Origin of the sequence: Centipeda felix, assembly GCF_900186465.1 — a bacterium.
Taxonomy (GTDB): Bacteria; Bacillota; Negativicutes; order Selenomonadales; family Selenomonadaceae; genus Centipeda; species Centipeda felix.
The window spans coordinates 1-13,312 of record NZ_LT891959.1 but is presented as its reverse complement, the minus strand read 5'-3'; the positions used below and the strand labels follow the sequence as shown (position 1 = coordinate 13,312).

General features: G+C 55.5%; 14 protein-coding genes. All 14 read right to left on the bottom strand.

Annotation, left to right across the window (positions count from 1 at the left end):
• The 14 genes from plsY to sepF all read right to left on the bottom strand — a co-directional run bounded on the left by plsY (position 1) and on the right by sepF (position 12,976).
• Positions 1–579, bottom strand: a complete 579-nt coding sequence (plsY, locus tag C1713_RS07490) for a glycerol-3-phosphate 1-O-acyltransferase PlsY (RefSeq protein ID WP_009442209.1) — start codon at positions 577–579, stop codon at positions 1–3.
• Complete coding sequence (der, locus tag C1713_RS07485) at positions 576–1,904, bottom strand: ribosome biogenesis GTPase Der (protein WP_009442210.1); 1,329 nt, start codon at positions 1,902–1,904, stop codon at positions 576–578. The genes plsY and der overlap by 4 nt, the downstream gene beginning before the upstream one ends.
• 26 nt (positions 1,905–1,930) lie before the next feature.
• The gene (locus tag C1713_RS07480) at positions 1,931–3,322 is read right to left on the bottom strand and encodes a DUF512 domain-containing protein (RefSeq protein ID WP_102493520.1); all 1,392 of its coding nucleotides are present in this window, start codon (positions 3,320–3,322) and stop codon (positions 1,931–1,933) included.
• A 29-nt stretch (positions 3,323–3,351) separates the two neighbouring features.
• The gene (locus C1713_RS07475; protein WP_102493519.1) at positions 3,352–5,061 is read right to left on the bottom strand and encodes a proline--tRNA ligase; all 1,710 of its coding nucleotides are present in this window, start codon (positions 5,059–5,061) and stop codon (positions 3,352–3,354) included.
• Positions 5,058–6,137, bottom strand: coding sequence for a flavodoxin-dependent (E)-4-hydroxy-3-methylbut-2-enyl-diphosphate synthase (gene ispG, locus C1713_RS07470; RefSeq protein ID WP_102493518.1), 1,080 nt, complete (start codon positions 6,135–6,137; stop codon positions 5,058–5,060). Before ispG ends, C1713_RS07475 begins: the two co-directional genes overlap by 4 nt.
• An 8-nt stretch (positions 6,138–6,145) precedes the next feature.
• Positions 6,146–7,186 (bottom strand): RIP metalloprotease RseP, encoded by a 1,041-nt coding sequence (gene rseP / locus C1713_RS07465; protein ID WP_009442214.1) that lies wholly within the window; start codon positions 7,184–7,186, stop codon positions 6,146–6,148.
• 20 nt (positions 7,187–7,206) lie between these two features.
• Positions 7,207–8,028 carry a phosphatidate cytidylyltransferase gene (locus C1713_RS07460; protein ID WP_102493517.1) on the bottom strand — a complete coding sequence of 274 codons (822 nt, stop codon included), beginning with the start codon at positions 8,026–8,028 and terminating at the stop codon, positions 7,207–7,209.
• 15 nt (positions 8,029–8,043) lie between these two features.
• Complete coding sequence (locus C1713_RS07455; RefSeq protein WP_009442216.1) at positions 8,044–8,838, bottom strand: isoprenyl transferase; 795 nt, start codon at positions 8,836–8,838, stop codon at positions 8,044–8,046.
• A gap of 82 nt (positions 8,839–8,920) precedes the next feature.
• The gene (locus tag C1713_RS07450) at positions 8,921–9,154 is read right to left on the bottom strand and encodes a hypothetical protein (protein WP_009442217.1); all 234 of its coding nucleotides are present in this window, start codon (positions 9,152–9,154) and stop codon (positions 8,921–8,923) included.
• Entirely contained in the window at positions 9,154–9,711 is a 558-nt protein-coding gene (frr, locus tag C1713_RS07445) for a ribosome recycling factor (RefSeq protein WP_009442218.1), read from the bottom strand. Before frr ends, C1713_RS07450 begins: the two co-directional genes overlap by 1 nt.
• Complete coding sequence (gene pyrH, locus C1713_RS07440) at positions 9,708–10,433, bottom strand: UMP kinase (protein WP_039980801.1); 726 nt, start codon at positions 10,431–10,433, stop codon at positions 9,708–9,710. Before pyrH ends, frr begins: the two co-directional genes overlap by 4 nt.
• Positions 10,434–10,552: 119 nt before the next feature.
• Positions 10,553–11,419, bottom strand: a complete 867-nt coding sequence (gene tsf / locus C1713_RS07435; protein WP_102493516.1) for a translation elongation factor Ts — start codon at positions 11,417–11,419, stop codon at positions 10,553–10,555.
• Positions 11,420–11,491: 72 nt separating this feature from the next.
• Positions 11,492–12,196, bottom strand: a complete 705-nt coding sequence (gene rpsB / locus C1713_RS07430) for a 30S ribosomal protein S2 (RefSeq protein ID WP_009442221.1) — start codon at positions 12,194–12,196, stop codon at positions 11,492–11,494.
• A 213-nt stretch (positions 12,197–12,409) separates the two neighbouring features.
• A complete protein-coding gene (sepF, locus tag C1713_RS07425; RefSeq protein ID WP_102493515.1) occupies positions 12,410–12,976 on the bottom strand; it encodes a cell division protein SepF in 567 nt (188 codons plus the stop codon).
• Positions 12,977–13,312: the final 336 nt, after the last annotated feature.

Below are 13,312 nucleotides of genomic sequence, written 5' to 3'. Positions count from 1 at the left end.
TCAGATTTTATTTTCGGTTCCGTGCATCAGCCGTCCGATGTTCTCACGGTGACGGAGAATAACGAGAATCGCCGCCACAGCCGTAAAGAGAACGTACTCTGTCGGATACCCGTAAAGTGCCGCAAGAAACGGTGCAAGAAATGCCGCGACGACAGAGCCGAGGGAGACATAGCGTGACACATAGACGATTGTCAGCCAGATGACAAAGATGATAAACGTCACCTGCCCCATCAGCATCGTCAGAACGCCAAGTGAAGTTGCAACGCCTTTGCCGCCGTGAAAGCGGAGAAAGAGCGAAAAGCTGTGCCCGAGAATGGCACACAATCCTCCGACGACTGCAGCGAGCGGCGTACTGACAAGGAGCAGTCCAAGCATAACGCCCGCCTGCCCTTTCAGGCTGTCCGCAACAAATACGGCAATGCCCGCGCCCTTTCCGAGCGTGCGCCACGCATTCGTCGCACCGATATTGTGACTGCCATAGTCGCGCAGATCCTTATGCCAGATCAGTTTTCCAAGAATCAGTCCACTCGGAATCGATCCGATGAGATAGGCGGCGATGGCTGCGGCGAGATACATCATTGTTCTTCCTCCTTGCGCGCGCGCACCACGAGGCGGATCGGCGTTCCCTCGAAACCGAAGCTCTCGCGCAGACGATTTTCGATAAAGCGCAGATAGGAGAAGTGCATGAGTTCGGGGTCATTGACGAAAATAATGAACGTCGGCGGGACAATACTCACCTGCGTGACAAACAGAATCTTGAGCTGCTTGCCCTTCTTCGTCGGCGGCGGATTGACCGATACCGCATCGCGAATTAGCTCATTGAGTACACTCGTCTTGATGCGCATCGACTGCTGCTCCGCCACATATTTCACGAGCTCCGTCACACGCTCCACACGCTGTCCCGTCAAGGCCGACGTATAGAGGACAGGGGCATACTGGAGGAAGCCAAGCTTTTCGCGCAGATCATCTGTAAAGCGCAGCGTCGACTTGTCGTTCTTCTCTGGGAAAATATCCCATTTATTCACGACGATGATGACACCCTTGCCCGACTCGTGCACATAGCCCGCAATCTTCGTATCCTGTTCCAGAATCCCCTCGGCAGCGTTGATGACCATGAGGACAACCCCCGCACGGTCGATCGCGCGCAGGGAGCGCATCACGCTGTACCGCTCCACAGGCAGAGTGATCTTTCCCTTGCGCCGCATCCCTGCCGTATCAATGAGAAGATACTTTGCACCGTCTTTGGTAAAATGTGTGTCAATCGCATCGCGGGTCGTCCCCGGCACATCACTGACGATCACGCGCTCCTCACCGAGCAGACGATTCACGAGCGATGATTTGCCGACATTTGGACGACCGACGACGGCAATAGCGATCTCATCCGTCTCCTGTGACTCCGCCGGCTCTTCCGGGAACGCCGCGACGACGGCATCCAGCAGATCGCCGAGATTCATCGCATTGGAGGCAGAGATGGGAATCGGGTCACCGAGCCCAAGCGAATAGAAATCGTAGATCAGCGCCTCACGCTCAAAACTGTCGATCTTGTTGACCGCCAGAATCACGGGTTTTTTCGTCCGCCGCAGAAGACGTGCGACCTCCTCATCCGAAGTTGTCAGTCCTGCCCGCCCATCGACGAGAAAGAGGATAACATCTGCCTCCTCCATCGCCAGCTCTGCCTGAGAACGCATCGAACGCAGGATATGGTCGCTCTCATCGAACTCTATGCCGCCGGTGTCAATGATCGTAAACTCATGGTTCAGCCACTCCGCATCCAGATAGATGCGGTCACGCGTCACGCCCGGCATATCATCGACAATGGAGACACGCTTTTTGCCGATCTGATTGAACAGCGTTGACTTCCCGACATTGGGCCGCCCGACCACTGCCACAATAGGTTTGCTCATGATCCCTCACTCCTCTCCCTGCATCCTCAGCGATTTCCTGCCACAGGCTTTGTATAGCCCGCGTTGCTCTGCCATGTATAACCACCGCTCGCACGTGTGCGATGATAATGTGCCCAATCCGAAAGTGCCGCATAGTAGTCCGCGCCCGTCGCTACCGGCTCGATGCGCAGGGCAGGAAATTCCGTCCGTAGGGCATCAAGAGTCATATCATCCAGAAAGACATCCTCCCCCTCACGCAATGCCGATGCGGGAATGAGTACACCGTCAACGTCACGGGGCATCTTTCGCAGGGCCGCTGCAATATCTGCACCGATGAGGAGGCCCGACACATTGACCATCGCACCGAAATGACGATTTTCAACGGGCAAGACGAAAATATTCTGCTCCAGAGGATCAAGCTCCCGCGCCTTTGCCGCCAGAACGGGAGCAACCGCCGTTCCGCTCACGACGGCGAGGTGAGCGTCGCATGCGGCGCCGCGCTCCTTTGCCGCATCCCACTCCCCGATGAAGCTGCGCGTCAGCCCAATCCCATTGTCGAGCTGGGGAAAGCCATCGTACATTGCGGCAGGCGGAACCTCGCGCCCTGCCAGAAAGTAAAATTCATCGGCAAGGTAGATGAAGGTACGCCCTTCTTCTGCACGCATTTTTTCCTGCCACGGCTCGACCTGGTCGATCACGCGCGCTGCACCGTCCCGATCAAACTGAACGAGCGGGAACGGATCCGTTCGATGCTTTGTCAGTCCAACGGGTACGATGGCGAGCGAAAGTGCATGAGGACGCCGCGCCGTAATGTCACGAATCGTCCGCTCGAGTTCCTCTCCGTCATTCAGCCCGGCACAGAGCACCACCTGCGTATGATACTCCACGCCCGCCTCTTCGAGCCGCGCGAGCTGCCCAAGAATATCCCCTGCCCACGAACATCGCAGTATCTCCGCACGCAGGACGGGATTCGTACACTGCACCGATACGTAGAGAGGAGAGAGATGCAGCCGTGCAATACGCGCGTAATCCGCCTCCCCCATGTTGGTCAGTGTCACAAAATTACCATAGAGAAAGGACAGGCGGTAATCGTCATCCTTCACAGAAAGGCTGTGGCGCATGTGCGGGGCAATCATATCGACAAAGCAGAAATAGCAGTGATTCGCACATTCACGAATCCCGTCGAATACGGCGCTCTCAAACTCCACGCCGAGCTCCTCGTCATAGTCCTTGTCGAATGCAATGCACTCCTGCGTCCCATCGGCATGTTCAACGAGAAGCTCAATCTCCTCGTCCGCCATCGCAAAGCTGACGTCAATAATATCGCGCAGCGGCATATCGTTGATCGCAAGGATCTTATCCCCCGCCACAAGCCCCAGCTCATCGGCAAGGCTTCCCTCCGGCACGCGAAGAATTACTCCTGGATATGCCTTTGCCACATTCCCCTCCCCTTCTCGAAGCAGCTATTTCAAAGTACTGCCAGCATATCCTTCACGCCCTTCAGGTACGTATCCCGCGCAAAGTTCACGAGTTCACCGGATTGGCGGATCTTCACCTCAATCGTTCCATTTTCTATGGTCTTGGGTCCGATCGCAATGCGCACAGGATAACCGATGAGATCACAGTCGTTGAACTTCACGCCCGCACGCTCACGACGGTCATCGAGCAGTACATCGACACCTGCAGCACGCAGCTCCTCGTAAATCTCCTCAGCGTATGCGAGCTGTTCCTCCACCTTGGCGTTTACTGCCACGACGACGACTTCGTACGGTGCAATCGCACGCGGCCAAATGATGCCATGTGCATCGTGGTTCTGTTCGATTGCCGCCGCCATCGTGCGCCCGACACCGATACCATAGCAGCCCATCTGTAGGGGCTGCGTCTTCCCAGACTCATCGAGGAACGTCGCCCCCATTGCCTCACTGTACTTCGTGCCGAGCGCAAAGATCTGTCCTGCCTCAATGCCCCGTCCGATATGAAGATGTCCTACTCCGCAGGAAGGGCACAGATCGCCCTCTGCAACAAGGCGAATATCCGTCACGGTCACTGACCCAAAGTCGCGCTGCGGGTTGACGTTAATATAGTGAAAGTCCTGTTCATTGGCGCCAGAGACCGCATTGTGCATCCGCATGGCCGTCTCATCAACCACGATACACGTGCCCTCTTTGATGCCAATCGGGCTCATAAAGCCCGGGCACCCGCCAGCCGCGCGAATGGCCGCCTCATCCGCCATACACAGCTCCTGTGCCCCAACGGCATTCGCAAGCTTCACTTCATTGACTTCGTGGTCGCCGCGCAGGAATGCGAGGACGAGTACATCCTCCTCGGTCTGATAGGCGACTGCCTTGATCGTCTTCTCGACAGGAATCCTGAGATACTCAGCAAGCATGGCAATCGTATGAGCATCGGGCGTTGCCACTTTTTCAAGCGGCAGTGCTTCCTCCGCAGCGGCATCGATGGGACGCAGTGCCGCCTTCTCGTCACTCGCAGCATAGCTGCACGCATCACAGCAGGCAATACGCGACTCCCCCTCAGGGGCAAGAACGGTAAACTCCTCCGAGTGCCCGCCGCCGATTGCACCGCTGTCGGCCTCCACCGCACGGAAGTTCAGTCCGCAGCGCGTGAAAATATTCGTATAGGCCACGGCCATCTTGCGATAGGACTCGTTCATCCCCGCGATATCCTTGTCAAAGGAATAGAGATCCTTCATGATGAACTCACGGCTGCGCATCACTCCAAAACGTGGGCGACGCTCATCACGGAACTTGTCCTGAATCTGATAGAGCATGAGCGGGAGCTGCTTGTACGAGCGCACCTCATCACGCACGAGCGCCGTAATCATCTCCTCATGCGTCGGTCCCATGCAGAACTCGCGGCCATGGCGATCCTTCACGCGAATCATCTCCGCGCCGTATGCTCCCCAGCGGCCGCTCTCCTCCCAGAGTTCGGACGGCTGCAGGATTGGCATCATGATCTCCTGTCCGCCTGCGGCATCCATCTCCTCACGGATGATCTGCTCAATCTTTCGGATGGTGCGCCACGCGAGCGGCAGATAGGTATACATCCCGCCGGCAGACTTGCGAATGAGACCAGCGCGGTACATGAGCTGATGGCTCGCAATCTCCGCCTCCGCAGGCGTATTTCTAAGGGTAGGCGCGTACAGATTCGTTGCTCTCATGACCGTTTCCGTTCCTCCAATATCGCATCAATCTCCCGAAAAAGTTCGGGCAGCAGTTCTTCTTCCTTTACCTTGCGAATGACCTCTCCCTTGCGGAAGATCAGCCCCTCGCCATTGCCGCCGGCAATACCGACATCCGCACCGCGTGCCTCACCGGGACCATTGACGACACAGCCCATCACAGCCACCTCGATGGGATCCTCCATGCCGCGCAGACGTTCCTCGACCTTCTCCGCGATGGAGGCGAGATCGATGCTCGTCCGCCCGCACGTAGGACAAGCGACGAGCGTTGGCCCATACTCCTTCAGACCGAGCGCCTTCAGAATCTCATTTGCCGTACGAACTTCGACGACGGGATCACCTGTCAGCGAGATGCGTATCGTATCGCCAATTCCCTCGGCGAGGAGAGCCCCGACACCGACAGCAGACTTAATGATGCCCGTCCCCGCCGTGCCCGCTTCCGTGATACCGAGATGCAGCGGGTAGTCTGTGCGTTCACTCATCAGACGGTAGGCCGCAAGTGTCAGCGGGACATCATGTGCCTTGAGCGAAATCTTCATGTCATGAAAATCCAGCTCCTCCAGAATGCGCACGTGTTCCATGGCAGATTCAACCAAGGCCTCCGCCGTGACGCCACCATACTTCTTGAGCATTTTATGGTCAAGTGAGCCGGCATTCACGCCGATGCGAATGGGGATCCCCCCCTCACGTGCCGCCGCTACGACCTTTTTCACGCGCTCCGTCCCACCGATATTGCCGGGATTGATGCGCAGAGCCGCAATCCCCTGTGCCATCGCCTCAAGCGCAAGCTTGTAGTCAAAGTGGATATCGGCGACAAGCGGAGTTTTCACCTGGCGAATGATATTGCCGAGGTTCTTTGCCGCCGCCATATCTGGCACAGCGAGGCGTACGATATCACAGCCTGCCGCCGCGAGTTCGCGGATCTGCCTTACTGTAGCCTCCGTATCCGTCGTCTTCGTGTTGCACATGGACTGCACGGAGATCGGTGCACCACCCCCGATGGGGATATTCCCAATATGAATCTGCCGCGTGCGGCGGCGTTCAAGTGTTGACATGACGCGGGTCAGCCTCCTGCAAAAATACGTACGACATCATTCTTCATCGCGAGCAGCATCAACAGAATAATCAGCCCCACACCCGCATTTTGGATATAGTGCATGACCTTCGGGCTCAGGGGCTTGCCACGCACCGCCTCAACACAGAGCGTCAGAAAGTGTCCGCCGTCCAGTGCCGGTACAGGCAGAAGATTGATGATCGCAAGATTGAGACTGAGGAGTGCGGCGAAATTGAGGAGCGGGACAATGCCCATCTCTGCGACTTCTCCCGCCATCTGTGCCACACCGATTGGCCCCGCAAGTTCCGAGCCGGAGAGCTCCAGAATGATCCGATAGAGCGCATCGAGCATCATCACGACAATCATCGCCGTCCGCTCAAATGCCATCGAGATGGACTGGAAGAAGCCAGGATAGGTGCTGGTATAGGCATTCACAATGCCGATGTATCCACGCTGCTGTGAGGCATCATAATGTGGGGTCACACTGACCGTCAGCTCCTGCTCATTGCGCTCCACCTGCATCGTCATCGGAACTGTTCCGTGGTTTGTGCGAATGGCGTCCACCATCTCCTGCCACGTCTCGATGGGCTTACCATCGATCGCAATGATGCGGTCATTCGCCATGAGCCCCGCCTGTGCAGCAGGATTATCGGCAAGCACCTTGCCAAGAACAGGCGCAGGATTCGGCGTCTGCACCCCGGCAAAGAAAAAGATCCCGAAAAAAAGAACGATCGGCAGGATAAAATTCATCGCCGATCCAGCAAGAATCACAATCATGCGGGAGAGAATCGGCTTGCGGCAATAGCCGCGATCACCGGCATCGTTGTCATCTGCTGCCATGCCGGCAATATCATTGAATCCGCCCAGCGGAACCAGACGGATCGAATAGACTGTCTCTCCATAGCGAAAATGCACAAGACGCGGTCCAAAGCCGATGGCAAATTCATCCACGCGCATCCCAGTCAGTTTTGCCGTGATAAAATGCCCCAGCTCGTGCACAAAGACGAGCAGTCCGAAGACAAAGACTGTCGCAGCAATTTTCTCTAACATCCAAGCTCCTTTTGCCCCACTCAGCGCAGGACAATGTATACCGTATAGTAATAGACCAGCGGCGCCGTAAAGAGGACACTGTCAAAGCGATCCCATACACCGCCGTGCCCCGGGATAATCGCGCCCGAGTCCTTGATGCCCGTCTGTCGCTTCATCATGGACTCGACAAGATCACCAAGCGTACCGAGCACGGCAATCGCTGCGCCCAGTGCAGCCATCTGCGGCAGCGGCATTGCGAGAAGCCAGCCAAGCCCCACAATGACAGCAATCGTACCGATCAGGCCGCCAAAGAATCCCTCGATCGTCTTATTCGGGCTAATAGCAGGTGCCAGCTTGTGCGAGCCAAACGCACGCCCGGCAAAATAGGCGAAACTGTCACTCGCCCATGTCCCGATAAACATCACCCAGACCATCGCTGCTCCGCAGGAAAACGTCTCAATCGGCGTCGTATAGACAGGCCCCGTCATATTCCGCAGGAGAATAAGCAGTGCAAATGGCATGCCGATGTAGCAGATCCCCGCCACAGAAACAGTCGCATCGTGAACTGACACATCGCCGCGCAGGAGGACGCAGGTCATCAGGGCTAGCGTCGAGGATGCGATCAAGGCAAGCAGAATCACGCTCTCCTGCCCGATGAACGCGCCATACAGCATCCCCCCGATGCCAAGAATACCGGAGAATAAGGCAGGACTACCTCCACGGTGCGAAAATGCACGTGTATACTCAAACCACGCGAGAGCTGCGAGCACCGCTGCGGCAACCGTAAACGTTGTTCCGCCCATCTGTATAACATATCCTGCAATACCAATGCCGATAATGCCGGAGATAATGCGTGTAATCAAAGACAGCCTCCATCTTTATTCTTCTGTAGTAAGCCCGCCAAAGCGCCGACTTCGTCCTGCAAAGTCCTCAATGGCACGCTTAAGTTCTTCCGGTGTGAAATCCGGCCAATGCGTCTCCGTAAAATATAGCTCTGCATAGGCAGACTGCCATAGGAGGAAGTTGCTCAAGCGAAGATCGCCGCTCGTACGGATGAAGAGATCCACGGGCGGATCGCCCGCCGTATCGAGTGCATTGGAAAAGAGTGCCTCGTCGATTTCCTCGGGGCGAAGCTCCCCTTCTGCGACACGCGTGGCCAACTTGCGAACAGCACGCACGATCTCATCCTGGCTGCCATAATTCGCCGCCAAATTAAAATGCACGCCGGTATTATGCGCCGTACGCTGCTCTGCATCCTCCATACGGGCAAGGAAACGATCAGAGAAGCGATCCCGCCGACCGATGAAGCTCATACGGACATTTTGCTCATGCATCTCCGTGATCTCCTTCTCCAGGAAAGAATCGAAGAGATTGAGCAGAAAATCGACTTCCCGATGAGGGCGCTTCCAATTCTCTGTTGAAAAGGCATAGACGGTCAGCACCTCTATGCCTATATGCGAAGCGGCACGAACAATACGCTTCAAGGTACGCGCCCCCGCCTCATGGCCTGCCGAGCGTGATTTTCCTTTCCCTTCTGCCCATCTTCCATTGCCATCCATCACGATGGCAACATGACGTGGCAGACTGGCACGATCGAGTGCAAGATTGGAAAGGCTGTGATCGCTGTCGATGTCCGGCGTATCATTTTTTTTGCCGAATATTCTCTTCCACATATCAAATCTTTCCCCTTCTCCTATGCCTTTACTCTTCTACCAAAACACCCCTTCGGCGGATGCCGAAAGGGGTGTCGCGCATTCAGCGGAAATGTTCTTCGTAGGCGGCGACAGTCGGACTGCACAGCGGAAGTTCCGTGAGCGTGACCTGATGCACAGCCCCATTCTGGTGAACACGAATGACATAGGACTGCGTCTCATCGACGGGAAAAAAAGGACGTGATGCACGCGATACCGATATCGTGTAGGATGCGCCTTCGGCATCCAGCTCCCGTCGCACCTCATCCCATGGACGTGCCGAAAAGGAATCCTCCATCAGATCTCCATGACCTCTTTTTCCTTTGCTGCACGCATCTCGTCCATCTGCTTGACGAACTTATCGACGAGCTTTTGCACAGAGTCCTGACCGCGCTTGGACTCGTCCTCATTGATCTCCTTGTCCTTCTCGAGCTTTTTGATCGCCTCGTTTGCATCGCGTCGGATATTGCGCAGAGCGACCTTCGCCTCTTCCGTCTTCTTGCCGACCGTCTTGATCAGCTCCTTGCGGCGCTCCTGCGTCGGCTGAGGGATCGCAAGGCGAATCACATTCCCGTCAGAGTTCGGCGAAAGACCGAGATCAGACTTTGAGATGGCGATTTCGATCTCATGCAGAATAGACTTCTCCCACGGCGTAATGACGATCATGTGCGGCTCCGGCACCGTCACCTTGGCAAGCTGGTTGACCGAGGTCGGTGTCCCATAGTAGGGCACCATGATCTTATCCAAGAGATTCGGCGTTGCGCGTCCTGCGCGCAGCGAAGAGAACTCGCGGCGAAGCGCCTCGATCGCCTTACTCATACTCTCCTCATGCTTTGACAGAATATCCTTGATCATACTGCTTCGCCTCCTACTGTTGTGCCAATCGGCTCGCCAAATGCTGCCCGTGCAATATTTTCATGCACATCAATATTAAACACCACCATGGGGATGTTATTCTCCATGCAGAGACTAGTCGCCGTCGCGTCCATGACCGCGAGTCCCTTGTTCAGAATATCAATATACGCCAGTTTCTCAAAACGCTTGGCATTGGGGTTCTTATTCGGGTCGGAATCGTAGATGCCGTCCGTTCCCTTCTTCGCCATGAGAATAACGTCCGCCTCGATCTCCGCAGCGCGCAGAGCGGCCGTCGTATCCGTGGAAAAATAGGGATTCCCCGTACCTGCACCGAAGATCACCACGCGCCCCTTCTCCATGTGACGGATGGCACGGCGGCGAATATACGGTTCTGCCACCTGACGCATCTCAATGGCACTCTGGACACGCGTGTCAACGTCCTGATTTTCGAGAGCATCCTGCAGGGCGAGTGCGTTCATCACAGTCGCCATCATCCCCATATAGTCTGCCGTCGTGCGGTCCATCCCCTTCGCACTGCCCGCGAGTCCGCGCCAGATATTTCCTCCGCCGACCACAATGGCGACATCGATACCGTGATCGCGTACCTTCTTAATCTGCGCGGCAATTGCCTCGACAACCTGTGGATTGATCCCGAATCCCTGATCTCCCGCGAGCGCTTCTCCGCTCAGCTTCAACACGACGCGACGATATTTCGTTTCCAAGACGACTCCTCCTGTCACGCACATTCTCTGCGCCATTATAGCACATTTTTCCAAAAAAATCCGCAGACCATCTGCAAAAAAGAGCTGCCGTCGGGCAGCTCTCCTCTCTTCATATCATCTTACTTCATCTGAGCAGCGACCTCTGCAGCGAAGTCCTCCTGCTTCTTCTCGATGCCTTCGCCCAGCTGATAGCGCGTAAACGCCTTGATCTCTACCGAGCCGAGCACATCTGCAATCTTCTTCTCCGGATCCTTGACGAATTTCTGCTCAAGCAGGCAGACTTCCTCATAGAACTTATTGATACGCCCCTCAACCATCTTCTCGATGATCTTCTCGGGCTTGCCCTCCTCAAGCGCCTGTTTACGGAGGACTTCCTTCTCATGCTCGATATGATCAGCCGTCACGCCGGCACGATCAATCGCGAGCGGCGCCGCTGCCGCAATCTGCATCGCAATATCCTTGCCGAGCTGCTCATCCCCACCGGAAAGCTCAACGAGGACGCCGATCTTACCGCCCATGTGGATGTACGTTGCCACACGGCCTGCATCCTCATAGCGGGCGAAGCGGCGAAGGGAAATCTTCTCCCCGATCGTTGCCGTTGCCTCGGTAATGAGGGAGGCAACATCCTTGCCATCCAGCGTGCTTGCATTCAGTGCATCGAGATCTGCCGGGTTCGTCTCTGCAATGTGCTTTGCGACCTTCGCACTGAGCTCACGGAACTGTTCATTGCTGGCAGCAAAGTCCGTCTCGCAGTTGATCTCGACAATGACACCGACCTTCGCGTCGGACGAGAGATATGCTGTCACCGCGCCCTCAGCAGCGATGCGTCCCGCCTTCTTCTCGGCCTTTGCAATCCCCTTCTCGCGCAGATAGTCGATTGCCTGCTGCATATCGCCGTTCGTCTCTGCGAGAGCCTTCTTGCAGTCCATCATACCTGCGCCCGTGCGCTCACGCAGTTCCTTTACCATCGCTGCACTAATTGCCATTATCGTTCCTCCTATGATCGTTCCATAAAAAAGGGGTAAGGGGATAATGCTCCCTTACCCCACTGTCTTTGATTACTCAGCCGCTTCCTGTGCGCCGCCCTGATTTCCCTCGAGCACAGCGTCTGCCATGCAGCCCGTGAGAAGCTTCACGGCACGGATCGCATCGTCGTTGCCCGGGATCACATAGTCGATCTCATCCGGGTCACAGTTCGTGTCGACAATCGCGACGATGGGAATGTTCAGCTTGCGTGCCTCGGCAACCGCAATACGCTCCTTGCGCGGGTCAACGACAAAGAGTGCACCCGGCAGACGGTTCATATCCTTAATACCGCCCAGATAACGCTCGAGCTTCTCCTTCTCGTGGCGCAGCCCCTGCACTTCCTTCTTCGTGAGAACCTCGAACGTGCCGTTCTCCTCCATCTCCTCAAGTGCCTTGAGACGATGAATACGACGCTGAATCGTCTGGAAGTTCGTCAGCATGCCGCCGAGCCAACGCTCGTTGACGTAGTACATATTCGCACGGAGCGCCTCCTCGCGGATGGCCTCCTGTGCCTGCTTCTTCGTGCCGATGAAGAGCACGGACTTCCCTTCCTGCGCAACGCTGCGAAGGAAATTGTACGCCTCATCCACCTTGCGCACCGTCTTCTGCAGATCAATGATGTAGATACCATTGCGCTCTGTGAAGATGTAACGTGCCATCTTCGGGTTCCAGCGACGCGTCTGATGTCCGAAATGGACACCTGCCTCCAGAAGCTGCTTCATAGAAATGACTGCCATAAAATACCTCCTGTTGTTCTTCCGCGCTTCTCATCCGCTGTACCACCGCATAAATACGGCACAGAACAGCTATCGAAAACGCGTGTTTTTTACACTAGGGCGTATTATAGCATACCATAGGCGCCAAAACAACGCCCTGCAGAATTTTTTTACAAAAAAAAGAGCTCCAGCACGAAGACGTTGGTCTTCGCGTAGAGCTCCTCTGCCTATCATTCAATTGGTCTTCGTCGCTGCAAGTGGATCCGTCACATCAACACCCTTCGGTGCATAGAGTATGATCGTACTCGACACGACATGTGCCGTGCCATGCATCACATAGCAGGCACCATTCAGGAAGTCACAGACACGACGGCGTTCCGGCTCGCTCATGCAGTCAAAATTCACGGCGATCGCAATCCCCTGTTTCAGCTGGACCACCGCCGGGGCCGCATCATCGTAACGACGCGGACGATGAATCCGCACGCGCAGTTCCGATACCTTCGTCGTATGTACCGTCAGCGGCGTCGAACTCCCCTCCCCTGTCACAGGCGTACGCGGAGATTGAAAGGAACTGGTGTTGCCATAGGAAGGCGATGAGAATGACGACACCGTTCCCCCATTGGCAACGCGTCGCTGGGAAGCAAAACTCTGCTGTGCTGCCTGCGTCGTCTGAGCAGTCTGTGACGCCTGCTGTGCGCGAATCGCCTCTTCCTCTTCTTCGTCCTCAGCAATCGGTATAAATGAGTCCACAACGTGTGAAACCATATCTTTCACACGTGAAAACAAAGATTCCGCCCCCATATACCTCTTCCTTCCTTGATCTGTATCATCCGCCGAAAATTGGCGACAAATTCTCATCCTGCTAACGCAGACATACTATCATATTTCTTTCAGAAAAGCAAGTGCACCGACAAGAAAGTTGATGAAAAAACTTTTCGGTTTATTGTAAAATGAAATCGGACACATAAAAAAGTAGAACATACAGAATCAATCTGGTAAAATATCTTTGCACAAACACTACCAGGAGGTTCTGTATGTCCCACACTCATTCTACCACAAAACGCCGCACATTCAAGCACTTAAACGCCTATCAGCGCGGGCAGATCGAAGCGATGCTGCGTCTCGGTGTCCCCAAGG